22 protein-coding genes are annotated in these 22,694 nt (G+C 74.5%); 13 read left to right on the top strand and 9 right to left on the bottom strand.

The features are described 5' to 3' along the window. Positions 1 to 163: 163 nt before the first annotated feature. Complete coding sequence (locus tag ACFQ9Z_RS02465) at positions 164 to 1,462, top strand: DUF6986 family protein (protein ID WP_383009802.1); 1,299 nt, start codon at positions 164 to 166, stop codon at positions 1,460 to 1,462. 36 nt (positions 1,463 to 1,498) lie between these two features. On the opposite strand, the gene ACFQ9Z_RS02460 is transcribed toward ACFQ9Z_RS02465, so the two are convergent. Next, positions 1,499 to 2,548, bottom strand: a complete 1,050-nt coding sequence (locus tag ACFQ9Z_RS02460) for a LacI family DNA-binding transcriptional regulator (protein ID WP_383009800.1) — start codon at positions 2,546 to 2,548, stop codon at positions 1,499 to 1,501. A gap of 214 nt (positions 2,549 to 2,762) precedes the next feature. Here ACFQ9Z_RS02460 and ACFQ9Z_RS02455 point away from each other — a divergent pair, with 214 nt between their 5' ends. From ACFQ9Z_RS02455 to ACFQ9Z_RS02445, 3 genes are all read left to right on the top strand, one after another. Next, on the top strand, positions 2,763 to 3,716 hold the full coding sequence (locus tag ACFQ9Z_RS02455; RefSeq protein ID WP_383009798.1) for an ROK family protein: 954 nt from the start codon (positions 2,763 to 2,765) through the stop codon (positions 3,714 to 3,716). Between the two features lie 321 nt (positions 3,717 to 4,037). After that, on the top strand, positions 4,038 to 4,229 hold the full coding sequence (locus ACFQ9Z_RS02450) for a hypothetical protein (RefSeq protein ID WP_383009796.1): 192 nt from the start codon (positions 4,038 to 4,040) through the stop codon (positions 4,227 to 4,229). Positions 4,230 to 4,370: 141 nt separating this feature from the next. Beyond that, positions 4,371 to 5,426: an NUDIX domain-containing protein gene (locus ACFQ9Z_RS02445; RefSeq protein ID WP_383009794.1), complete on the top strand. Its 1,056-nt coding sequence runs from the start codon at positions 4,371 to 4,373 to the stop codon at positions 5,424 to 5,426. A gap of 29 nt (positions 5,427 to 5,455) precedes the next feature. Here the strand turns inward: ACFQ9Z_RS02445 and ACFQ9Z_RS02440 are convergent, their stop codons facing one another. Next, on the bottom strand, positions 5,456 to 6,172 hold the full coding sequence (locus ACFQ9Z_RS02440) for an MBL fold metallo-hydrolase (protein WP_383009792.1): 717 nt from the start codon (positions 6,170 to 6,172) through the stop codon (positions 5,456 to 5,458). A 61-nt stretch (positions 6,173 to 6,233) separates the two neighbouring features. Further along, the gene (locus ACFQ9Z_RS02435) at positions 6,234 to 7,589 is read right to left on the bottom strand and encodes a dipeptidase (protein ID WP_383009790.1); all 1,356 of its coding nucleotides are present in this window, start codon (positions 7,587 to 7,589) and stop codon (positions 6,234 to 6,236) included. A 131-nt stretch (positions 7,590 to 7,720) separates the two neighbouring features. Between ACFQ9Z_RS02435 and ACFQ9Z_RS02430 the strand changes: the two genes are divergently transcribed. Beyond that, complete coding sequence (locus ACFQ9Z_RS02430; protein ID WP_383009788.1) at positions 7,721 to 8,974, top strand: geranylgeranyl reductase family protein; 1,254 nt, start codon at positions 7,721 to 7,723, stop codon at positions 8,972 to 8,974. On the opposite strand, the gene ACFQ9Z_RS02425 is transcribed toward ACFQ9Z_RS02430, so the two are convergent. Next, positions 8,964 to 9,422: a nitroreductase/quinone reductase family protein gene (locus tag ACFQ9Z_RS02425; RefSeq protein WP_383009786.1), complete on the bottom strand. Its 459-nt coding sequence runs from the start codon at positions 9,420 to 9,422 to the stop codon at positions 8,964 to 8,966. The two genes, ACFQ9Z_RS02430 and ACFQ9Z_RS02425, sit on opposite strands and share 11 nt — an antisense overlap. Positions 9,423 to 9,568: 146 nt before the next feature. Between ACFQ9Z_RS02425 and ACFQ9Z_RS02420 the strand changes: the two genes are divergently transcribed. The 3 genes from ACFQ9Z_RS02420 to ACFQ9Z_RS02410 all read left to right on the top strand — a co-directional run bounded on the left by ACFQ9Z_RS02420 (position 9,569) and on the right by ACFQ9Z_RS02410 (position 12,418). Next, the gene (locus ACFQ9Z_RS02420; RefSeq protein WP_383009784.1) at positions 9,569 to 10,264 is read left to right on the top strand and encodes a TetR/AcrR family transcriptional regulator; all 696 of its coding nucleotides are present in this window, start codon (positions 9,569 to 9,571) and stop codon (positions 10,262 to 10,264) included. Positions 10,265 to 10,532: 268 nt separating this feature from the next. Beyond that, a complete protein-coding gene (locus ACFQ9Z_RS02415) occupies positions 10,533 to 11,756 on the top strand; it encodes a sensor histidine kinase (RefSeq protein ID WP_383009782.1) in 1,224 nt (407 codons plus the stop codon). Then, positions 11,753 to 12,418 (top strand): response regulator, encoded by a 666-nt coding sequence (locus ACFQ9Z_RS02410; RefSeq protein ID WP_383009780.1) that lies wholly within the window; start codon positions 11,753 to 11,755, stop codon positions 12,416 to 12,418. Before ACFQ9Z_RS02415 ends, ACFQ9Z_RS02410 begins: the two co-directional genes overlap by 4 nt. Before the next feature lie 84 nt (positions 12,419 to 12,502). On the opposite strand, the gene ACFQ9Z_RS02405 is transcribed toward ACFQ9Z_RS02410, so the two are convergent. Continuing rightward, positions 12,503 to 13,984: an MFS transporter gene (locus ACFQ9Z_RS02405; RefSeq protein WP_383009778.1), complete on the bottom strand. Its 1,482-nt coding sequence runs from the start codon at positions 13,982 to 13,984 to the stop codon at positions 12,503 to 12,505. A gap of 84 nt (positions 13,985 to 14,068) precedes the next feature. On the opposite strand from ACFQ9Z_RS02405, the gene ACFQ9Z_RS02400 reads away from it, so the two are divergent. Continuing rightward, entirely contained in the window at positions 14,069 to 14,470 is a 402-nt protein-coding gene (locus tag ACFQ9Z_RS02400) for a MarR family winged helix-turn-helix transcriptional regulator (protein ID WP_383009776.1), read from the top strand. Between the two features lie 7 nt (positions 14,471 to 14,477). Here the strand turns inward: ACFQ9Z_RS02400 and ACFQ9Z_RS02395 are convergent, their stop codons facing one another. Together ACFQ9Z_RS02395 and ACFQ9Z_RS02390 are read right to left on the bottom strand one after the other, a co-directional pair. Next, the gene (locus tag ACFQ9Z_RS02395; RefSeq protein ID WP_383009774.1) at positions 14,478 to 15,218 is read right to left on the bottom strand and encodes a maleylpyruvate isomerase family mycothiol-dependent enzyme; all 741 of its coding nucleotides are present in this window, start codon (positions 15,216 to 15,218) and stop codon (positions 14,478 to 14,480) included. 151 nt (positions 15,219 to 15,369) lie between these two features. Next, a complete protein-coding gene (locus tag ACFQ9Z_RS02390; RefSeq protein ID WP_383009772.1) occupies positions 15,370 to 16,536 on the bottom strand; it encodes an MFS transporter in 1,167 nt (388 codons plus the stop codon). A 740-nt stretch (positions 16,537 to 17,276) separates the two neighbouring features. Here ACFQ9Z_RS02390 and ACFQ9Z_RS02385 point away from each other — a divergent pair. Next, positions 17,277 to 17,672 carry a luciferase family protein gene (locus ACFQ9Z_RS02385; protein WP_383009770.1) on the top strand — a complete coding sequence of 132 codons (396 nt, stop codon included), beginning with the start codon at positions 17,277 to 17,279 and terminating at the stop codon, positions 17,670 to 17,672. A gap of 47 nt (positions 17,673 to 17,719) precedes the next feature. On the opposite strand, the gene ACFQ9Z_RS02380 is transcribed toward ACFQ9Z_RS02385, so the two are convergent. Together ACFQ9Z_RS02380 and ACFQ9Z_RS02375 are read right to left on the bottom strand one after the other, a co-directional pair. Beyond that, positions 17,720 to 18,499, bottom strand: a complete 780-nt coding sequence (locus ACFQ9Z_RS02380; protein WP_383009768.1) for a DeoR/GlpR family DNA-binding transcription regulator — start codon at positions 18,497 to 18,499, stop codon at positions 17,720 to 17,722. A gap of 169 nt (positions 18,500 to 18,668) precedes the next feature. Further along, a complete protein-coding gene (locus ACFQ9Z_RS02375; protein WP_383010302.1) occupies positions 18,669 to 19,805 on the bottom strand; it encodes a methyltransferase in 1,137 nt (378 codons plus the stop codon). 67 nt (positions 19,806 to 19,872) lie between these two features. On the opposite strand from ACFQ9Z_RS02375, the gene ACFQ9Z_RS02370 reads away from it, so the two are divergent. From ACFQ9Z_RS02370 to ACFQ9Z_RS02360, 3 genes are read left to right on the top strand one after another with little or no spacing between them, the layout of a single operon-like run. Beyond that, positions 19,873 to 20,568: an alpha-ketoglutarate-dependent dioxygenase AlkB family protein gene (locus ACFQ9Z_RS02370; protein WP_383009766.1), complete on the top strand. Its 696-nt coding sequence runs from the start codon at positions 19,873 to 19,875 to the stop codon at positions 20,566 to 20,568. A 48-nt stretch (positions 20,569 to 20,616) separates the two neighbouring features. After that, on the top strand, positions 20,617 to 21,852 hold the full coding sequence (locus ACFQ9Z_RS02365; protein ID WP_383009764.1) for an ROK family protein: 1,236 nt from the start codon (positions 20,617 to 20,619) through the stop codon (positions 21,850 to 21,852). Further along, on the top strand, positions 21,849 to 22,583 hold the full coding sequence (locus tag ACFQ9Z_RS02360) for an NUDIX hydrolase (RefSeq protein WP_383009762.1): 735 nt from the start codon (positions 21,849 to 21,851) through the stop codon (positions 22,581 to 22,583). The genes ACFQ9Z_RS02365 and ACFQ9Z_RS02360 overlap by 4 nt, the downstream gene beginning before the upstream one ends. Positions 22,584 to 22,694 lie beyond the last annotated feature (111 nt).

Genomic DNA, 22,694 nt, shown 5'->3' with positions numbered 1-22,694 from the left:
GAGGCCCCTGTGACCGGCGCGGTCACGGGGGCCTCGGTGCATGCTGGAAGCGCTCGGACCGGTGCCGGACGGCCTCGCGGGGTGTTGACCGGCGGGAAGCACCCCGGATAACTTCGTTCTACGGATTGTTGATTCCGTAGAGCGGAAAATTGGAGGGTGTGGGATGGGTCAGCAGGAGAAGGTGGCCACGAGCCTCGCGGGCGCCGTCAGCGAGGAGGTCAGCGCCTCCCTCGCGGCGGTCGACGCGGAACTGGCGCGCCGCTACCCGGGTGACCCCGGTACCCGGCAGCCCGTCCACACGGTGTACGTCCCCGGTGACGTCTTCGATGCCGGCACCATCCGCTCCTGGGGCGACCGGGCCCTCGCGGGGCTCGACGAACACGCCCCCGACGCCGCATCCTTCGCCGCGGTGCTGGGGCTGTCCGACGAACTCGCCGAGCCGGTGTACTCCCGTGTCCGCGCCAAGCTGGAGCGAGAGCCGGTGGAGGACCTGCGCGTCGACTTCGAGGACGGCTACGGCCCCCGCCCGGACGACGAGGAGGACGAGGCCGCCGCGCGCGCGGCCCGCCTGATCGCGCAGGCCTACCGCGACGGAACGGCCGCCCCGTACATGGGCATCCGCATGAAGTGCATGGAGGCCGCGGTGCGCGACCGGGGCATCCGCACCCTCGACGTGTTCCTCACCGGGCTGATGGAGCACGGCGGGCTCCCCGACGGGCTCGTGCTGACCCTGCCCAAGGTGACGTACGCCGAGCAGGTCGGCGCGTTCGCGCGTCTGCTGGAGGCCTTCGAGAAGGCCCACGGACTGGCGGCCGGCCGCCTCGGTTTCGAGATCCAGATCGAGACCAGCCAGTCCATCCTCGCCGCCGACGGCACCGCCACCGTGGCCCGGATGATCCAGGCCGCCGGGGGCCGGGCCACCGGGCTGCACTACGGCACCTTCGACTACAGCGCCTGCCTCGGCGTCTCCGCCGCCCACCAGGCGAGTGACCACCCCGCCGCCGACCACGCCAAGGCGGTGATGCAGGTCGCGGCCGCGGGCACCGGGGTGCGCGTCTCGGACGGCTCCACCAACGTGCTCCCGGTCGGCCCGACCGAGAAGGTCCACGACGCCTGGCGCCTGCACTACGGTCTCACCCGGCGCGCCCTGGCCCGCGCCTACTACCAGGGCTGGGACATGCACCCGGGTCACATCCCGACCCGTTACGCCGCCGTCTTCGCCTTCTACCGGGAGGGCTTCGAGCAGGCGGCGGCCCGCCTCGCCCGCTACGCCGACCGGGCCGGCGGCGACGTCATGGACGAGCCCGCCACCGCCAAGGCCCTCAGCGGCTACCTCCTGCGCGGCCTGGACTGCGGCGCCCTCGACGTCGCGGAGGTGTCCCGGCTCAGCGGACTGACCCGGGCCGCTCTTGAGGGCTTCGCGACGCCCCGCCGCGGTGACCTCACGGCTTCGGCCTCGTAGCGGGGTCCCGCGCCCGCGGCGCCGCGCCGGCCCGGCTCAGCGGGCCGGCGGCAGCTCGCCGGAGCCGCGGGTGATCAGCCGGGTCGGCAGCTCGATGCGGTCCGGCGCGACGAGGGAGCCGTCGAGCTGGCGGAAGAGGCGCTCGGCGGCGGTCCGGCCGAGCGCGGCCGCGTCCTGGGCGACCACCGTCACGCCCGGCTGGAGCAGGTCGGCCAGCTCGATGTCGTCGAATCCGACGAGGGCGACCGGGCGGATCCGCCCGGCGAGGACCCGGATCACGGTGACCGTCACCCGGTTGTTGCCGGTGAATATCGCGGTGACGGGGGAGGGGCCGGAGAGCATCTCCTCGGCCGCCCGGCGCACCCGCTCCGGATCGGTGGCGCCGAGGGACATCCAGGTGTCCTCGACGGGTATCCCGGCGTCCTCCATGGCCGCCCGGTAACCGCGCAGCCGCTCCGCCGCCGTGTGGATGCGGGGCATGTCGCCGATGAAGCCGATCCGGCGGTGGCCGTGCGCGATCAGGTGGGCCACGCCGTCCCGGGCGCCGCCGTGGTTGTCGGAGAGAACGACGTCGGCGTCGATCTTCCCGGCCGGCCGGTCCACGAACACGGTCGCCACACCCGCCCGCAGCTCCGGTTCCAGATAGCGGTGGTCGTCCCCGGCAGGGATGATCACGAGGCCGTCCACCCGGCGCGCGCACAACGCCAGCGCCAGCTCCTGCTCGCGCTCCGGGTCCTCGGCGCTCGAGCCGTTGATCAGCAGGGCGCCGTGGGCGCGGGCCACTTCCTCGACGGCACGGCTCAGCGGCCCGTAGAAGGGGTCGGCGAGGTCCTCCAGGATCAGGCCGATGCTGGCGGTGCGGCCCTTGCGCAGCACGCGCGCGCTGTCGTTGCGGCGGAAACCGAGCGCCTCGATCGCCTCCTGCACCCGGCGCTCGGTGTCCGGGGTGACGCCGGGCTCGCCGTTGACCACGCGGGACACCGTCTTCAGGCCCACCCCGGCCCGGGCCGCCACGTCCTTCATCGTCGGGCGGTTGCCGTAACGGTTCCCGGGGATGCGGTCTGCGCGGCGGGTGGTCTCGGGCACGATGCGGTGTCCTGTCCTGGGTCCGGGGGGTTTGCGGTAGGGCGGCTGCGGCGTTCGAAGGTCTGTATGAGGATGTGGCGTCGAGCATAGAGCCTGGACAACGTTGTCAGATGCGCGAGAGACTGTCCATCGCTGTCTGCCGGTCCGCGCCCCCACCGCCCGTCCGGCCTGCGTCTGTCTGGTTGTCGAGCATCAACGGGGAGATCTGACTCTGATGTACACCGACCTCGTGGCGGCCCTGGACATCGGCGGCACCAAGATCGCCGGCGCGCTGGTGGACGGTCAGGGACGGATCCAGGCGCGTTCCCAGCGCGCGACTCCGGCCCAGCAGGACGGAGAAACGGTCATGCGGGCCGTCGAGGGAGTCCTCGGCGATCTCACCGGCTCCCCGCTGTGGGGACGGGCCGGCTCGGTCGGCATCGGCAGCGCGGGCCCGGTGGACGCCTCGGCGGGCACCGTGAGTCCGGTGAACGTGCCGGGCTGGCGTGACTTCCCGCTGGTCGAGCGGGTGCGGGCGGCCACCGGCGGGCTGCCCGTCGAGCTGATCGGCGACGGGGTGGCGATCACCGCGGCGGAGCACTGGCAGGGCGCCGCCCGGGGCCACGACAACGCGCTGTGCATGGTGGTCTCCACGGGCGTCGGCGGCGGTCTGGTGCTGGGCGGGCGACTGCATCCCGGTCCGACCGGCAACGCCGGGCACATCGGGCACATCAGCGTCGACCTCGACGGCGATCCCTGCCCGTGCGGCGCCCGCGGCTGCGTCGAGCGCATCGCCAGCGGCCCCAACATCGCCCGCCGGGCCCTGGAGCGGGGCTGGCGGCCCGGCCCCGACGGGGACACCTCCGCCGCCGCGGTGGCCGCCGCCGCCCGGGCCGGCGACCCGGTGGCCGTGGCCTCCTTCGAACGGGCGGCGCAGGCCCTGGCCGCCGCCATCGCGGCCACCGCGACCCTGGTGGAGATCGACATCGCCGTGATCGGCGGCGGCGTCGGCAAGGCCGGCGATATCCTCCTCACGCCCCTGCGCAAGGCGCTGACCGACTACGCGACTCTCTCCTTCGTGCAGCGGCTGACGGTCGCCCCGGCCCGGATGGGCACGGACGCGGGTCTGGTCGGCGCCGCCGCGGCCGCGCTGTCCCGCCTTCCGGACCCGACGGCGGCGGGGGTCTGAGACCGCCCGTGCCGGGGCCGGCGGTCGCGGGCTCACCGGAACGCGTGCACGACCTCGGCCCCGCCGACGATGTGCGTCTCGAACCCCCACGGGCTCCCCGCCCGGGCCCGCGGTGCGAGGTCGGCGCCGCCGCCGGGCCGGGCGGCGGCCGGCGGGCCGGGCGGCGACGGTCGAATCGGGTCTCGGATCGCGCATCGCCGAGCGCGGCGTTCCGGTCCCGGGCGATCCGGATCGCGCGGTCCTCGGCGGGCGCCGGGCAGCAGATCGGCCGTCCGGGCGCATCCGCGTGACCCCCGGGCGGTTCCGGCAGTTGAACAGGGCATGAAGAAGCGCAGCATGCTCGCCATCGCCTCCCTCGCCACCGGATTCGTGGTGGCCGCCGTCACGCCGTCCCACGCCGCGGACCAGCAGCCCGCCCGTGGTTTCGAGCTCACCAACACGCTGGGCGACGTGGACCACCTCGTCAACCAGGCCACCCTGGCCGTGGCGGAGGACGCCCGGGGCAGGAAGTAGCCCCGGGCCCCGGGTCGAAGTGCCGGTGTCATCCTCGCGGGAGGCACCGGCACTGGCGTGTGCGTGCCCTCAACTGGACGTGGTTTCCGTGGCAGGGTGGAGCGGGCAAGCCACAGGGGGCCAACAGAAGAGGGGGAGTCCGTGACCGTCGTCTGGATCAACGGCGCGTTCGGTGCGGGGAAGACCACGACCGCACGGGAACTGATCGAACTGATCCCGAACAGCACGCTCTTCGACCCCGAGGTCATCGGCGCGGCGCTCCCGCACCTGCTGCCGCCCAAGCGCCTCGCCGAGGTCGGCGACTTCCAGGACCTGCCGATCTGGCGCCGGCTCGTGATCGACACGGCGGCCGCGATGCTCGCCGAGCTGGGCGGCACGCTCGTCGTTCCCATGACCCTGCTGCGCCAGGAGTACCGCGACGAGATCTTCGGCGGACTCGCCGCACGCCGCATCCCCGTACGGCATCTGCTGCTCGCCCCGGCGGAAACGATCCTGCGGGAACGCGTGGCCGCTCGCGAGTTCCCGCCGGACCCGCCCGACGGGGCTGCGCGGCAACGGCAGTGGGCCTACGGCCACCTCGAGCCCTACCGCGCGGCCCTAGCCTCCTGGCTCACCGCCGACGCCCACCTCGTGGACTCGAGCGACCTCACCCCCTACCAGACCGCCGTCCGCATCGCCGACGCCGTGGGCAGCGGCGCCGTTCCCCCTGTCGACATCGTGCAGACCCCGGAGCCCACCGCGGAGACCCTCGCCGCCGGTGTGCTGCTCTTCGACGAGCAGGACCGGGTGCTGCTCGTCGACCCCACCTACAAGCCGGGCTGGGAGTTCCCCGGCGGAGTCGTCGAGCGCGGGGAGGCCCCCGCCCGGGCCGGGATGCGCGAGGTGGCCGAGGAGACCGGCATAGAGCTGCGGGAGGTGCCCAGGCTGCTGGTCGTGGACTGGGAGCGGCCCGCCCCGCCCGGCTACGGCGGACTGCGCCTGCTCTTCGACGGCGGCAGGCTGGACTCCGCCGAGGCTGCCCGGATGCTGCTGCCGGGGCCGGAGCTGCGCGGCTGGCGGTTCGCGACCGAGCGGGAGGCCGCCGGCATGCTGCCGCCGGTGCGCTACGAGCGGCTGCGCTGGGCGCTCCGGGCCCGGGAGCGGGGGACCGCGCTGTATCTGGAGGCCGGCGTACCGGTCGTGGGCCGGGCGGCCTGACGTCTCCGGCGTCCTCGCGGCCCTCGCCGTCAGCCGGCGGGGCGCTCGCCGTCGGCCGCTCTCCTCAGGGCGGCCGACGCCCCGCCCACCACCGGTTCGCCGTGGCCGAAGCAGGCCAGCTCCGAGTCGAGCGCGGCCAGCCGGCGCAGGGACTCCAGCAGTCGCGGCCGGTCCAGGTTGAACACGCCCGGCATGACCGATCCGTCCACCGGCGAGGCGGCCACCGTGTCGCCGGTGAACAGCACGCCCTCGTCGGGGACGAACAGGGCGATGCTGCCGTCCGTGTGACCGGGGACGTGGAGCACCCGAGCGCCGCCGCCGAAGCCGAGCACCGCGCCGTCGGACAGCGCCGAGACCTGCCGGGGGCGCCGTGGTTCACCCTGCGGCAGGCGCCGTGACGCCTCCGCGTGGACCGGTACCTCCCAGTCCTCGAACCTCGGCGCCGGGCCCGGCCGTTCACCCCGCACGAACGGCGCGTCCAGCTCGTGCGCGAACACCTCGGCGCCGCTCAGCGCGGCGAACTCGCCCGCCCCGCCGGCGTGGTCCTCGTGGAAATGGGTCAGCACGATCCGCCGCACGTCCCCTGGGGAGCGGCCCAGCGCCGTGACGGCCTCGGCGATCGCACGGCCCGCGCCGATCGCCCCGGCGTCGACCAGCGTCAGCTCGTCGCCGTCGCGCCAGAGATAGGCCTGGCCGACCGGGAAGCGCAGCAGGTGCAGGCGGGGGAGCAGTTCGACGACTTCCATGCGCCGACCGTAGGCGGCGCCCCCGCCCGGTGGCCAGGGCGCTCTGCCGCGGGCAGAAGCGTCAGCCCGCCGCGTAGTTGGTCAGGAACAGCGCCTCGGCGACGGACAGCCGCTCCAGCTCCTCGGGGGACACGCTCTCGTTGACCGCATGGATCTGCGCCTCGGGCTCGCTCAGGCCGATGAGCAGGATCTCCGCCTGCGGGTAGAGGCCGGCGAGGGTGTTGCACAGCGGGATGGAGCCCCCCTGGCCGGCGTAGCTCATCGTCTCGCCGGGGTAGGCGACCGCCATCGCGTCGGCCATCGCCTGGTAGGCCGGGCTGGAGGTGTCGGCGCGGAAGGCCTGTCCCTGACCGATCTGCTCGGTGGTGACCCGGGCGCCCCACGGGGTGTGCGCCTCGATGTGCGCCTGCAGCAGCTTGGTGGCCTCGGCCGCGTCCACGCCCGGCGGCACCCGCAGGCTGATCAGCGCCCGGGCGCCGGCCTGCACCGACGGGGTGGCGCCCACGACCGGCGGGCAGTCGATGCCGAGGACCGTGACCGCCGGGCGGGCCCAGATGCGGTCGGCGACCGAACCGTCGCCGATCAGCCCCACGCCGTCCAGCACCTTGGCGTCCGTGCGGAACTGCTCCTCGGTGTACTCCAGGCCCTCCCACCGCGCGGTGGCGTCGAGCCCGTCGACCGTGGTCGATCCGTCCTCGGCGCGCAGCGAGTCCAGGACCCGGACCAGCGCGCCGAGCGCGTCCGGGGCGGCGCCGCCGAACTGGCCCGAGTGCAGGTTGCCGGCGAGGGTGTCGATCTGCACCCGCAACAGGGTCATGCCGCGCAGGGTGGTGGTGACCGTGGGCAGGCCGACCCGGAAGTTGCCCGCGTCGCCGATCACGATCGTGTCCGCGCGCAGCAGTTCGGGGTGCTGCTCGGCGTAGCGCTCCAGGCCGCCCGTGCCCTGCTCCTCGGAGCCCTCGACGATCACCTTGACGTTCACCGGGACGCCGCCGTTCGCCTTGAGCGCGCGCAGCGCGAGCAGGTGCATGATCACACCGCCCTTGCAGTCGGCGCTGCCACGGCCGTACCAGCGGCCGTCCCGCTCGGTCAGCTCGAACGGCGGAGTGGCCCAGCCGGCCTCGTCCAGCGGGGGCTGGACGTCGTAGTGGGCGTACAGCAGAACCGTTTTTGCACCCTCCGGACCCGGCAGGAAGCCGTACACCGACTGCGTGCCGTCCGGGGTGTCCAGCAGGGCCACGTCCACGAATCCCTCGGCGCGCAGGGCCTCGGCGATCCAGTTCGCGGCGCCCTCGCTCTCGCTCCTCGGGAACTGCGCGAAGTCCGCCACCGACTTGAAGGCGACCAGCTCGGCCAGCTCCGTCTTCGCCCTGGGCAGCAGGGAGGCGACGGTCTCGGCGACCGGATTCGACGACATGGGCACGCTCCTCGTGGGTGCGACGTTGTACCGGGTGAGTACACCGATCCTCCCACAGTGGCCCGCCGTGATCGTCGCCGTAGGATGCGGGGGACAGTGCGGCAGCGGCTTGATCGGAGCAGACGACCATCGTGAGCGGCGAGAACTCTTCGGCGGACGACGTGCAGCGGGTGTGGGACGTCGTCGTGGTGGGCGCGGGACCCGCGGGGGCGTCGGCGGCCTACGCGGCAGCGGTCGCGGGACGGCGCGTGCTGTTGCTGGAGAAAGCGGAGCTGCCACGCTACAAAACGTGCGGCGGCGGCATCATCGGACCGTCCCGCGACTCGCTGCCGCCCGGCTTCGAGCTGCCCCTGCGGGACCGCGTGCACGCGGTGACCTTCTCCCACAACGGCCGTTTCACCCGCACCCGCCGCTCCCGGCAGATGCTGTTCGGTCTGATCAACCGGCCCGAGTTCGACCAGCAGCTCGTCGAGCACGCGCAGAAGGCGGGCGCCGAGCTGCGCACCGGCGTCGCCGTGCAGCGGGTCGAGCAGCACGGCTCGGCGGTGCCCGACCGGCGCACCGTCGCCGTGGTGCTCCAGGGCGGGGAGACGGTGCTGGCCCGCGCCGTCGTCGGCGCCGACGGCAGCGCCAGCCGCATAGGCGCGCACGTCGGCGTGAAGCTGGACCAGGTCGACCTCGGCCTGGAGGCGGAGATCCCGGTCCCGGAGACGGTCGCCGAGGACTGGAAGGGACGCGTGCTCATCGACTGGGGCCCCATGCCGGGCAGTTACGGCTGGGTCTTCCCCAAGGGCGACACCCTGACGGTCGGTGTGATCTCGGCGCGCGGCGAGGGCGCCGCCACCAAGCGGTACCTGGAGGACTTCATCGCCCGGCTGGGGCTGGCCGGCTTCGAGCCGAGCATCTCCTCCGGGCACCTCACGCGCTGCCGCGCCGACGACTCGCCGCTCTCCCGCGGCCGGGTGCTGGTCTGCGGTGATGCGGCGGGGATGCTGGAGCCGTGGACCCGGGAGGGCATCTCCTTCGCGCTGCGCTCGGGCCGGCTGGCCGGGGAGTGGGCGGTCCGGATCGCCGAGGCGCACGACGCCGTGGACGCCCGTCGCCAGGCGCTGAACTACGCGTTCGCGATCAAGGCGGGGCTCGGCGTCGAGATGAGCGTCGGCAAGCGGATGCTGGCCGCGTTCGAACGCCGTCCCGGCGTGTTCCACGCGGTCCTCACCGGCTTCCGTCCCGCGTGGAAGGCCTTCAAGGACATCACCCAGGGCTCGACGTCCCTGGGCGAGCTGGTCCGCTCGCACCCGCTGGCGCAGCGTGCCCTGACCGCGTTCGACCGGGGCCGGGCCCCGGCCGCGGCCGAGGCGGCGCAGGACACCGTCACTCCGTGACGGTGATCCGGAAGACGGGGTGGTCGCCGGCCGCAGCGAGGATCTCCTCGTCGGAGGACTTGGCGGTCACGCCCCCGAAGTACTGATTGACCTCCCAGCCCCACTTCTCCAGATAGGTCCGCAGGATCGGGAGCTTCTCGGCATCGGGGAGCTCCACCGCGGTGAACGCCCGCACCCGGCGGCCCACCCGCAGCTCACCGCCGCCGGCGACCCGCATGTTGCGCACCCACTGGGAGTGGCCGCGCGCCGAGACGAGGTACTGCGCGCCCTCGTAGGCGTGCGGGTTGACCGGGACGCGCTGCATCTGGCCGCTCTTGCGGCCGCGCACGGACATCTCGGCGCTTCCCGCGAGGCTGATCCCGTGCCGTGCGAGCCAGCCGACGACCCCGTTGAGCCGGACGTTCAGCGGGCTGCCCTTGAGGTAATACGGCGAAGAAGACGACGACATGGTGACCCCCACAATCCGGGAGAGCAGTGCTCTCGGTTGATTCCAGTCTGGGGCAGGCGGGTGTTCCATGGCAAGAGCGGTGCTCTCTTTTTTGTTCGGTGCTCTCGTTTGTGTGCACTGCTCCGACTCCGTGGCACACTGCTGCCATGAGCACCGCACAGGGCGCCCGCGCGCGAGCCAGGACCGAAGTGACGGCGGCCATCAAGGACGCCGCGCGCAGACAGCTCGCGGAGGAGGGAGCGGCCAAGCTGTCGCTGCGGGCCGTCGCCCGCGAACTGGGCATGGTCTCCTCCGCGCTCTACCGGTACTTCCCCAGCCGGGACGACCTGCTGACCGCGCTGATCATCGACGCGTACGACTCCCTCGGCGAGGCGGCCGAGGCCGCCCACGCGGCGGTGCCCGGCGCGGACCCGGTACGGCGATGGACGGCGGTGTGCGAGGCGGTGCGCGGGTGGGCCCTGGCCCGTCCGCACGAGTACGCGCTGATCTACGGCTCGCCGGTGCCCGGCTACTCCGCCCCGCAGACCACCGTGCCGGCCGCCGCGCGCGTCGGCCTGCTCCTCATCGGCGTCGTCCGCGACGCATACGGCGCCGGCGGCCTCGCCGAACTGCCCCTGCCCGCCGAGCTGCGCCCCGAGGCCGAGCGGCTGGCGGCCGACCTCGCGCCCGACCTGCCCCCGGAGACGGCGGCGGCCCTGGTGGCGGCCTGGGCCCAGCTGTACGGACTGGTCGGCTTCGAGGTGTTCGGCCAGTTCAACCGGGTGGTCGAGGACCGGGAAGCCTTCTTCCGGCACGCGGCGACGCGACTCGCCGCGAGCGTGGGCCTGATGGCCCGTTCCTGAGACCCGGCCGGCCTCGACGGGGGGCTTCCGGCCGGCCGGGACCCGACGTCCCGCGCGAGCCCGGCCGCCCGTTCGTCGGGCTCCGGGCCGCACGTCTCAAGGCCCCGGATGCTGCTGCGGGCGCCGAAGCCCGCCTCCCGCGAGCGGCGGACGGACCCGCCCAGCCGCAGCCCCCTGGGCGGTGGTCGCGCGTACTCCCCGGGGAGTACGCGCGACCACCACGTCCGGCTGACGGCCCGGGGCGTGGTGGGCGTCTAGCGTGGCGGGCATGGAAGAGCAGCGCGGACACGGCCCCTCGCACCGGTGGCGGTACGGGCCCGCCCGGTGGAGCGGCTCCGGCGGCGACGCCGAGCCGCGCGACTCCCGCCTGCCGTGGCGTTCGACGGCCCTGATCACCGTCTTCGTGCTGGTCGGCACGGCCTTCGGCGCGCAGGGGCAGCCGCAGCGCGTCCCGCTGGACGGGTACGCGCGCGTGCTGCTGCTCGTCGCCTCGGTCCTGCTGCTGTGGCGGCGGCGCCGGCCGGTGGGCGTCGTCTTCGGCACGGCGGCGGCTGTCCTGCTCTACACCGGCGCCGGCTACCCCTACGGACCGGTCCTCCTGACCGTGGTGGTCGGCTGTTTCAGCGCCGTCGTGGCCGGGCGCCGGCGGGCCGCCTGGACGGCTCTCGGCCTGCTGTGCGCGGGGCACGCGCTGATCACGCTCTGGCTCTACCGGTGGCTGCCGCCGGCGGGCGACGCGGCGGCGGGCCCGGGCCAGGAGACCGTGGTGATCACCTGGGTGCTGGCGGTCGCCGCGGTGTGCGAACTGACGCGGGTGCGGCGCGAGCAGTGGGCGCGGGAGCGCGCGGACCGCGCCCAGGCCGCCCAGCGGCGCGCGGACGCCGAACGGCTGCGGATCGCCCGCGAACTGCACGACGTGCTCGCGCACAGCATCTCCGTGATCAACGTCCAGGCCGGCGCGGGCCTCGCGCTGCTGGACAGCGATCCCGAGCAGGCCCGCGCGGCGCTCACCACGATCAAGGCGGCCAGCAAGGAGGCGCTCGGTGAGGTGCGCCAGGTCCTCGACACCCTGCGCGCCCCCGGCGCCGCGCCGCGCGCCCCCGCCCCGGGCCTGGACCGGCTTCCCGAACTGGCCGAACAGGCGGCGGCCGCCGGACTGGCCGTCGAGATCGAGGGTGAGCCGCCGCGGCTGCCGCCCGGCGCCGATCTCGCGGCCTTCCGCATCGTGCAGGAGGCCCTGACCAACGTCGTACGGCACTCCGGCTCCCGGCGGGCCCGGGTGCGGTTCGAGCACGGCGGCGGCGGACTGCGGCTGCGGATCGACGACGACGGGCCGCCGGCCGGGGCCGACGCCGGCGGCAGCGGCAACGGGCTGGCCGGCATGAGGGAGAGGGCGGCGGCGCTCGGTGGCGCCATCGAGGCGGGCCCGCGACCCGACGGCGGTTTCCGGGTGCTCGCCGTACTGCCCTCGCACACCGGGGAGGACCAGTGATCCGGGTACTGCTCGCCGACGACCAGTCGCTCGTGCGGGCCGGTTTCAGGGCGCTGCTCGACGCGCAGCCGGACATCGGGGTCGCCGGTGAGGCGGCGGACGGCGCGGAGGCCCTGCGCCGGGTGCGCGAACTGCGGCCCGACGTCGTGCTGATGGACATCCGCATGCCCCTGCTGGACGGGCTCGCCGCGACCCGGCGCATCACCGGGGACCCGGAGCTGTCCGAGGTGAAGGTGGTCATGCTCACCACCTTCGAACTGGACGAGTACGTCTTCGAGGCCATCCGCTCGGGCGCCTCCGGCTTCCTGGTGAAGGACACCGAGCCGGACGAACTGCTGCGCGCGGTGAGGGCGGTGGTCGAGGGCGCCGCCTTGCTCTCCCCGGGCGTCACCCGGCGTCTCATCGCCGAGTTCGCGGCCCGTTCCAAGGAGCCCGCGGCCGTCGGTGGCCTCACCCGGCTCACCGAACGGGAACGGGAGGTGATGGCGCTCGTCGGCATCGGCCTGTCCAACGACGAGATCGCCCGCAGGCTGGTGGTCAGCCCGCTCACGGCCAAGACCCACGTGAGCCGCACCATGGTGAAACTGGGCGCCCGTGACCGCGCACAACTCGTCGTGCTCGCCTACGAGTCGGGACTGGTCCGGCCGGGCTGGCTGGGCTGAGCGCCAGGCGCCCGGTGCGGGTCGAAGGGCGCCCGGCGGGAGCGTCGGCCCCCGCCGGGCACATCCGGGGGCGTTGTCCGGTGCCTAGTCGCGGACCGGCACGCGTTCCGCTTCGGCCTCCTCGACGGTGGACCGGGCGACGACGATCGACGGCAGGCCGCGGCGCCCGCGCAGTCCGGTGAGCGTCATCAGCAGGCCGGCCAGGGCGATGCCGGTGACCACCACGAAACCGGGCCGGTAGCTGTCCAGGACGGCTCGCGCGGTGGGCGCGTCGGGCGCGGCCGCGGTCACCACGGCCGTGACGACCGCCAGGAAGACCGCGCCGCCCACCTGCACCGAGGTGTTGAGCAGCCCGGAGACCATGCCCTGCTCGTGGTCCTCGACCCCGTTGGTGGCCTGGATGTTGAGCGAGGGGAAGACCAGCGCGCAGGCCGCGCCGATCAGCAGCATCGACGGCAGGATCACGGCCGCGTACACCGGGTCCAGGTCGACCCGCAGGAACAGCGCGTACCCGGTGGCCATCAAGGCGAAGCCGGCCGCGATCAGCCGAGGGGTGCCGAACCGGTCGACGATCGCGCCGACCTTCGCCGAGGAGACCGCTACCAGCGCGCCCGCCGGCAGGAAGGCGAGCGCCGTGTGCAGCGCCGACCAGCCGAGCAGCGACTGCATGTACAGGGTGGTCAGGAACTGGAAGCCGACGTAGGAGCCGAAGAAGGCCACCGCGCCGAGCTGGGCGCGGAGCTGGCTGCCCGAGCGCAGCACGCCGAGGCGGATGAGCGGGCTCGGCGACCGCCGCTCGACGAGGACGAACGAGGTCAGCAGGGCGGCGACGGCCAGGAAGGACAGCAGCGTGCGGGCCGAGGCCCAGCCGGCCTGAGGCGCCTGGACCACGGTGAAGACCAGCAGCAGCATCGACGCGGTGCCGAGGACGGCGCCCGGGACGTCGTAGCCCGCGTGGTTCTCCTCCCGGGCGCTGCGGGGCAGCAGCCGGAGGCCGGCGAGGAGGGCGAGCACCGCCACCGGAGCGGGCAGCAGCATGGTGAGGCGCCAACTGGCCTCGGTGAGCAGGCCGGAGAGGACCAGGCCCATGGAGAACCCGGTGGCGGCGCAGGTGGTGTAGATGGAGAGCGCGCGGTTGCGCAGCGGCCCCTCGGGGAACGTCGTGGTGATGATCGACAGGCCCGCCGGCGCGGTGAAGGCCGCGCTCAGCCCCTTGACGAAGCGGCTGGCGATCAGCAGCGGACCGGAGTCCACGAGCCCGCCGAGCAGCGAGGCCAGCGCGAAGACGCCGAGCGCCACCAGGAACACCCGGCGCCGGCCCAGCAGGTCGGCCGTGCGGCCGCCGAGCAGGAGCAGTCCGCCGTAGCCCAGGATGTAACCGCTGACGATCCACTGCAGGGTCGACGTGGACAGATGGAGGTCGGCGCCGATGGACGGCAGTGCGACGCCGACCATGGACACGTCGAGCGCGTCCAGGAACATCGCGGCGCACAGCACCAGCAGGGTGCCCCACAGCCGGGAGGTCCAGCGTCCCTCGGCGGCGGGGGTGATGAGCGGAGAGGTCATGCGGCGAGGCTACATGCGCGTGCATCGAATGCAAGCGCATTTAATTACGGCGCAACAATTGCGTTCCTCTGCTACGGTGCGCCCATGACGGCGAAGAAGGCCGAGCACGCGCTCGTGGAGCAGTGGCGCGACATCCTGTCCCTGCACGCCCGCACCCAGTGCGAGCTGGACCGCGCCCTGCACGGACACGGCCTGTGCGCCAGCGACTTCGAGGTGCTCGACGTGCTCGCCGAAGGCGCGGCGGCGGACGGCGGCTGCGCCTACCGTGTGCAGGAGATCTCCGAGCGGGTGCATCTCAGCCAGAGCGCGCTGTCCCGCCTGATAGGGCGCCTGGAGAAGGACGGCCTGGTGCGCCGGGCCATGTGCGAGGAGGACCGGCGCGGGGTCCGGGTGGCCCTCACCGCGAAGGGGCGCGCGCTGCACGACGAGGTGCGGCCGGTGCAGCGCGCGGTGCTCGGCCGTATGCTCGCCGCCGAGCCGGACTGACGGCGGGTCAGATCCCGGACGTCTCCCGCCACAGCGCGGCGAGCGCGCGGTCACCCGTCGCGTCGGGCACCGGCACCCGGTTCCACAGTCCCAGGTACAGCCGCTCGGCCGTCCCGGTCAGTTCGGCGTCCGCCTGACCGTCCGCGTCCCTCGACGTGACCGGCGGGCCGTCGGACAGGCGTACCGTCCACACGGCGTCCGCGCCCGCGTCCGTAGCGCGTACCCGCAGCACGCGCGGCCGCTGTGTGCGGACCCGGCTCCTGGCCCGGGCGTGGAAGCCGCGCAGCAGCTCGTCGACGCCGTCCGCGGCGAACCCCGCGGCGACCGGGGACGCCGGGCCGCCTCGGGCCGCCTCCGCGTCGTACCGGTGGACGGTCGTCTCATGGGCCTGCCGCCGGGCCCAGAAGGCAAGCGGGGACGGGCTGGGCGCGGGATGGAAGGTCCAGCACTCCAGACCGGCCGGGGCGCCGGCCAGCGTCTCCACCAGCCGGCGGTGGCTGTCCCGGTACCAGGCGACCAGCTCGGCCCCGTCCAGCTCCGGGCCGTCGCCGAGGGGACGCGGAGCGGTGTGCGCGTCGGCGACAATCGCGGCCGCCCAGCGGTGCACCGCGCCCGTGTGCCGCAGCAGGTCCCGCATCTGCCACTGCGGGCACGTCGGCACCTTGGCGTCCGCACCCGCCCGATCGGCGGCCGCGGCCAGCAGCCGGCCTTCCCGGTCCAGTGTGCGAAGGAACTCGGCGGTCTCCATGGCGGTGAGTCTGCCGGACGGAGCGCGTTCGCGGGGACCGGTTTCGCGCAGTCGTGCGGGTGGGGGAGGGGAGAGGGCGGGCGGATGGGCAAGGGCGGGCGGACGCCGGTGCCCGCCGTCGTGCTCAGCCGCTCAGCGCCCGCCGTCGTGCTCAGCCGCTAAGCGCCCGCCGTGTCGTCGCCCCGATGACCGCGGCGACGGCGGCCAGGACGGCCACGCTGGTGAGCGCGGCGGGCAGGGAGAGCCAGTCGGCCATGAAGCCGATCGCGGGCGGTCCGAGGAGCATGCCGCCGTAGCCCAGGGTGGAGGCGACGGCCACACCGGACGGGCCGGTCAGCGCGCCGGCTCGTTCCACCGCCACCGGGAAGAGGTTGGCGAGGCCGAGTCCGGTGACGGCGAAGCCGAGCAGCGCCGCCCACACCGAGGGTGCGAGCGAGCCGAGCAGCATCCCGGCGGCCGCGGTGGCGCCGCCGGCGACCACGGTCCGGGCCCGCCCGAGGCGCAGCAGCAGGGCCGTCCCGGTCAGCCGCCCGATCGTCATGGACAGCGCGAAGAGCGAGTAGCCGGCGGCCGCCGTGCCCGCGGAGGCCGCGAGGTCCTCCTGGAGGTGCAGGGCGCCCCAGTCGGCCATGGCGCCCTCGCCGTAGGCGGTGCACAGGGCGATGAGGCCGAAGACGACGACCAGCGCGCGTTTCCCGCCCTGGGGGCGCCGCGCGGCGCCGCCGGGCTCCGATTCCGGGCGCTCGGGCGGCGCAGGTGGCTCGTGCCGCAGCAGGGTGGGCCCGGCGGCGGCCGTGACCAGCAGCCCGAGCAGGGTGATGCCCAGCAGATGCCGGGTGGGGGAGAGCGAGCCGGCCACCAGTCCGCCGAGTCCGGCGCCGATCATGCCGCCCAGGCTGAAGGCCGCGTGGAAGGTGGGCATGATCGGCCGGCGCAGGGCCGCCACCAGATCGACGGCGGCGCTGTTGAACGCGACGTTGACTCCGCCGTAGGCCGCCCCGAAGAGCAGCAGCACGGCGCCCAGCGCCGGTGCCGAGTGGGTGAGCGGCGGCAGAGCGACGCTCAGCGCCAGGACGGTCATGCAGACGACGGTCACCGGGTGGCTGCCGTAGCGCCGGCACAGCCGGCCGGTCATGGTCATGGTGAGGACGGCCCCCGCGGAGACGCCGAGCAGTGCGAGCCCCAGGGTGGCGGCGGAGGCGTGCGTCTGCTCCTTGATGTCGGGGATGCGGACGACCCAGCCGGCGAAGACGAATCCGTCCAGGGCGAAGAAGGCCGTGATCGCGGCGCGAAGACGCGTGAGCCCGTGACCCGGCACGACGCTGTGCGTTCGGGTTTTGTTTATTTGCGGCACAAACGCAGGCTACGGGCGTCCGCCGAATTGATGCAAGAGCCACCGGTCGCCCCGGGACGCCTCGGGCCGCGGCGATGGCGGCTCCGTTTCCCGGTCCGTGGCGGCGCCGCCTCGCGTGCGCCGTCCGATGTGCCCTCACCCGCCGGCCTGGACCGCCAGGGCGAACGGCTCGAACCGGTTGGCCTTCCGCGGGCGCTGACGAAGCACTGCCCCTGTCCGTCCGGGTGCCGGGTGGCGATCGCCTTGGCCGTGGTCTCCTCGTCCAGCCGCAGATCCACGCTGTCCGCCGCCACCCGTCCCGCGCACTTCCGGCCCGGTTCCTTCTCCGGCGTGCTCGGCCCGTCGTCCCCGCCGCAGCCGCTGAGTGCTCCCGGCACCGCCATGGTCACGCCGGCGACTCCCGCTTCCCCGGGTGCCCGTGTCGTCACGCGAGGCAGCGTACGGGGCGTTGATCGAGTGCGACTCCACCGCAGACGCGCCCAGTTGACCGAACCCGTCCGCTGCCGGGTCTCTTCTCGGTCGTGCCGTGGCCCGGCCGCCGGGAGCGGCGCCGGAGAGCGGACGGCGATCGCTCCAACTGCACATCGCCATATGTCCGTTCGTGGAGGCTATGCGGGGAAAGGGGGGAAATCCGAGCGGATACAGGTCGGTTAATGCTTGCGCACTGGCTGGTTGCCGACGGGTGAGCAAGTCATGATGGCCCCATGACGTTGGCCTCGCGCGCGCTCGCGCAATTGGCGACCTGGCCGGATCTGAGACGAGCCGTCCCGAGCTGTGGCACGGGAGAGGCGGTCGACTCGGCCGGGGGCGAGATCGTTCACTTCCACTCGGACCGGGACGTCGACCTGCGGCTGACCGACCGGGCCGTCCGGCGGTTCGCCAAGGACCTGAAGGCCGCGGGCGCGGTCCGGATCGTGCCGGGGTCGCCGTGGGTCACCCTCCGGCTCGACGCGGCCAGCGACGTCGACCTGCTGCTGACCCTGGTGAGCGTGGCCCTGCAGGCCCAGCAGTCCTGGCCGGACCCGGAGGGCCGGGCGATGTCCGGCTGCAACGACCAGCGCGGCGCCGGATTCGTGAAGGCGGACCGCAGCGGCTACTGAGTCCGGGACGGCGCGCGGCACGCTGCGGCGGGCCTCCGCCCGGCGCCTCACACCGCCAGGACCCGGATCCCCGCCTCCTCGAAGCGGCGCGCGGTGTCCTGGGCCACCGCCGTGTCCGTGACCAGCGTGTCCACCAGCTCCGCCGCGCAGATCCGGGCGAAGGCCCGCCGGCCCAGCTTGCTGGAGTCGGCGGCCACGACCACCCGCTCGGCGCGTTCGCACAGCAGCCGGTTGATCGCGGCCTCCGCCTCGTCGTGCGCGGCCGCGCCGTGCGTGAGGTCGAACGCGACCACGCCGAGCACCGCCACGTCCAGCGTGACCTGGCCCAGCACCCCGTCCGCGAGCGGACCGATGAGCTCGTAGGACTGCGGACGCGCGACCCCGCCGGTCACCACGATCTTGAACTGGGGCCGTACCGCCAGCTCGTTGGCGATGTTCAGCGCGTTGGTCACGACGGTCAGGGCGGGTGAGCCGGCGCCCAGATCGCCGCGCACGGCGAGCGCGCGGGCCACCTCGGTGGTGGTCGTGCCCCCGGTCAGCCCCACCGCCTCGCCCGGTGCCACGAGGTCCGCCACCGCCTTGGCGATCCGCTGCTTCTCGGAGGCGCGGCGGGCCGTCTTGTAGCGCAACGGCAGCTCGTACGACACCCCGTGCACCACCGCCCCGCCCCGGGTGCGCACCAGCATCTGCTGTTCGGCGAGCCGGTCGAGGTCCCGGCGGATCGTGGCCGCCGACACCCCGAGCTCGGCCGCCGCCTCCTCGACCTCCAGCCGACCGCGCTCGACGAGCAGTTCCAGCAGCACCTTCCAGCGGGCGTCCCGGGACATCGGCGGCCTCCGTTCTCCGTGTTCCCGGCGACCCTAGTCCAGGCCGGCCACGACGCGACGGCCCGGGAAGCGGCCCCGAGCCACCGCGGTCCCGGCCGGCGGACGGACTCCCTGAACACCGGGGTCCCGGCCGGCGGCCGGGCCGCGCTCTCCCCCGCGGACCGGGAGGTCAGCCCCGCTTGACCGCCTTCAGCACCACGAACTTCGGGTCGCTCGCCACCAGCCTGCTGTTGCCGAACAGCCGCTTCAGCTTGACGTGGTAGCCCAGATGCCGGTTGCCGACCACCCACAGCTCGCCGCCGGGGCGCAGCGCACGCTTCGCCCCGGTGAACATCCGCCAGGCCGTGGCGTCGGTGGTCGCCTGGTGGGAGTGGAACGGCGGGTTGTTCAGCACGAGGTCCACACTGCCGGGCGCCACCCCGGCCAGCCCGTCCCCGACCCGGAACTCCGCGTGCCCGGGCACCCCGTTGGCCTTGTACGTCGCCTCCGCGGAGGCCACGGCCTGGAACGACTCGTCCACGAACAGCACTTCCGCCGCCGGATCGGCCAGCGCCATCGCCGTGCCGACCACGCCGTTTCCGCAGCCGAGATCGGCCACCCGCCCGGCGCCCGGCCCGGCCGGCAGGTGCCGCAGGAAGAAGCGGGTGCCGATGTCGAGCCGGTCGGCGCAGAAGACCCCCGCGTGGTTCACGACCGGGCGCCCGGAGACCGGGCCGACGTCGTCGGGGAGGTCGTAGCCGTACGGCCACGGGTTGGCGGGCCGCTCCAGGGCGGGGTCCGGGGAGCAGAGGATCAGCCGGGCCTTCTGCCGGGCCGGCGAGGTACGGGTCGGCCCGAGGATCCGCTCGAACAGGCTCAGCGTGGAGGTGTGGATCTCCTTCACCATGCCGGTGCCGACCACCACCGTGTCCGCGTGCACGGCGGGCGCGAGCCGCAGCAACTGGTCCTCCAGCAAGGCCAGGCTCTTCGGCACCCGGACGAGCAGCACGTCCACCCGCTCCGGCGGCGGGTCCTGCGTGGTCAGCAGGCGCACGGCACCGGGTTCGACGCCCGCCCGGGCCAGGTTCGCCCGGGTCGCCTCCTGAGTGAGGAAGGAGTCGGTGATCTGCGTCGGCCGGTACCGGGCGAGCGCCGTGACCAGCGCGCCCCAGCGGTCGCCGGCCACCACGACCGTGCCCGTCAGCGGCACCCCCTCCTCGGCCAGGTGCCGCAGCAGGTAGGCGTCGGAGGCGTCCCAGGCGCGCAGCCGGTCGCGGGGATCCTCGGGGAAGCGGGACAGCTCGAACCCGCCCCATGGCGTCGTCATACGGTCGTTCATCGCGCTCCAGGCTAGCCGAGCCGCAGCTCACGACCGTTCGGGCAGGATGGATGGCATGGAGGACATGGAAGGCATGGAAGGCATCGACGGCATGGACGGCACGGATGCCGCGCTGTTCGCCAGGGAGCCGGCCCGCGTCGCGCCGGGCGCCGTGCACGTCCCAGGCTGGCTGCCCGCCGGACGCCGGCGCGCGCTGCTCGCCGCCTGCCGCGAGTGGGCCAGGCCCCCGGCCGGCCTGCGCACCGTCCGCACACCCGGCGGCGGCACGATGAGCGCCCGGCAGGTGTGCCTCGGCCGGCACTGGTACCCGTACGGCTACGCGCCCACCGCCGTCGACGGCGACGGCGCGCCCGTGAAACCGTTCCCGGCCTGGCTGGACGAACTGGCCCGCAGCGCCGTGGCCGACGCGCTCGGCCCGCGGGCGCTCCCGGCGGAGCCGTACGACATCGCGCTGGTCAACTTCTACGACGGCGACGCCCGCATGGGCATGCACCGCGACAGCGACGAGCGGTCGGACGCGCCGGTGGTGTCGCTGAGCCTGGGCGACTCCTGCGTCTTCCGGTTCGGCAACACCGAGACCCGCACCAGGCCGTACACGGACGTCGAGTTGCGCAGCGGCGACCTGTTCGTGTTCGGCGGGCCGTCCCGCCTCGCCTTCCACGGGGTGCCGCGGGTGCACCCGGGCACGGCGCCGCCGGAACTCGGGCTGACCGGGCGGTTGAACATCACCCTGCGGGTCAGCGGACTGTAGACCGAGGCCCGGGCCACGAGGACCGCGGATCATGGGAGACTCGCCCTCATGAGCGGCAAGGCGGACCCCCGCGGAGCGGGGGACGGGACCACGTCGAGAGCGCGGCTGGACCGGGGGCGCGGCGCGCTCGGACCCGCGCTGCAGCTCGTGCACACCGGGCGCGCGCCGACCCGGGCCGTGCTCACCGCCGAACTCGGGGTCACCCGGGCGACCGCCGGTGCGGTGGCGGCCGAGCTGGAGGCGCTCGGGCTGATCCGGGTGAACGCCCGGCCGGGTGCGGCGGCCGGCTCCCAGGGGCGTCCCTCGCACCGTCTCGAGGTCGCCGAGGACGGCCCGGTGGTGCTCGCCGCCCAGGTCCACGCCGACGGCTTCCGGGCCGCGCTGGTGGGCCTCGGCGGGCGGATCGTGGCGACGGCGCCCGGCTGCGAGACCGTCGACGCCGACCCGGCGAAGGTGCTCGGCTCCGTGGTCGACGCGGGCGCCGAACTCCTGCGCACCACCGGCCGCCGCTGCGTGGGCGCCGGACTCGCCGTGCCCTCCGCCGTCGCCGAGCCCGACGGCCTGGCCCTCAACCCCCTCCACCTGGCCTGGCCGGCGGGCGCACCGGTCCGCCGGATCTTCGCCGAATGCGTGCGCGCCGCAGGCATCACCGGCCCCGCCTTCGCCGCCAACGACGTCAACCTCGCCGCGCTCGCCGAGCACCGGCACGGGGCCGGCCGGGGCGCCCGGGACCTGCTGTGCGTGGCCACCGGACACCGGGGCGTGGGCGGCGCCCTGGTCCTCGACGGCCGCCTGCACACCGGGAGTTCAGGGCTCGCCCTGGAGGTCGGGCACCTCACCGTCAACCCGGAGGGCCGGCCCTGCCACTGCGGCAGCCGGGGCTGCCTGGACGTCGAGACGGACCCGCTGGCCCTGCTCGTCGAGGCGGGCCGCGACCCGGGCCCGGAGGTCTCCCTGCTGAAGCAGGCCAACGACATGCTGCGCAACCAGTACACCGACCCGGCCGTGCGCACCGCGGCCGAGGCCCTGATCGACCGCCTCGGGCTGGGCCTGGCCGGTCTGGTCAACATCCTCAACCCCGACCGCATCATCCTCGGCGGCCTGCACCGCACCCTGCTCGACGCCGACCCCGGACGGCTGCGCGCGGTCGTCGCCGACCGCAGTCTGTGGGGGCAGAGCGGCGGCGTGCCCGTCCTGGCCTGCACCCTGGACCACAACAGCCTGGTGGGCGCGGCGGAGCTGGCCTGGCAGCCGGTGCTGGACGATCCGCTGGCGGTGCTGTGACGGGGGCCGGCCGGGTGGAACTGCTGGACGCCCCGCGCATCCGGCTCGTCGAGACCGCGGCGCCCGGGCTGTCCCCGGCGCACAGGTCGGCCATGGACCGCCGGTGGGAGGAGGCGGTACGGGCGAACCCGGCGCTCTTCGACGGTCCGGTGGCCGCGCTGACGGGGCTGGAACGGGACGGGCGGGACGGTCTGGTGCTGTCGTGGGCCCGGGCCACCTACCGGTACCGCGCGCTGCGCGGGGTGCCGGACGCGCCGCCGGTCGCCTCCCTGTTCGTCTCCGTGCTGCAGCCGTCCGAGGACGGGCGCCTGCTGGTGGGGCGGATGGCCGCCTCGACCGCGGCACCGGGGCGCTGGCAGCTTCCCGGCGGCACCGTCGAACCACCGGACGGGGAAGCCGGGCTGGACCTCGACGGCCTGCGCCGGCACGCGGCGCGCGAGCTGGCCGAGGAGACCGGCTCCGGCACCGCCGCCGGGTCCCTGACCCTGTGGCTGACCACCCGTGGGGCGAGAGGCAGTGTCGGCGTCATGTTCCTGGCCCCGCCGTGTCCCGCCCGGGAACTGCTGGACCGGTACGCGCATCTGGTGAGCGCGGAGGCCGGCCGGGGCCGCGAGCCCGAGTTCGACCGGATCGCACTGATCCGCCCGACGGCCGGTCCGGCGGAACTGGACGGGCCGCACGTCGACTACCTGGCGCCGGTCGTCCGCCGCTACGCGGACACGGCCGCCTGAGCCTTAGCCCGTAGCGGTCTGGGGTGTCCCGCCTCCGCCCTCGCCGGTTGCGCCGCAGCCCCGCCGGGAGCCAGGTGTCCGCATGGTCGGGCCACGGCGACCGAGGTCCGC

Origin of the sequence: Streptomyces sp. NPDC056580 (genome assembly GCF_042793175.1) — a bacterium.
GTDB lineage: Bacteria > Actinomycetota > Actinomycetes > Streptomycetales > Streptomycetaceae > Streptomyces.
The sequence above is the reverse complement of the archived record's forward strand: the minus strand, read 5'-3'. Positions and strand labels throughout refer to the sequence as shown.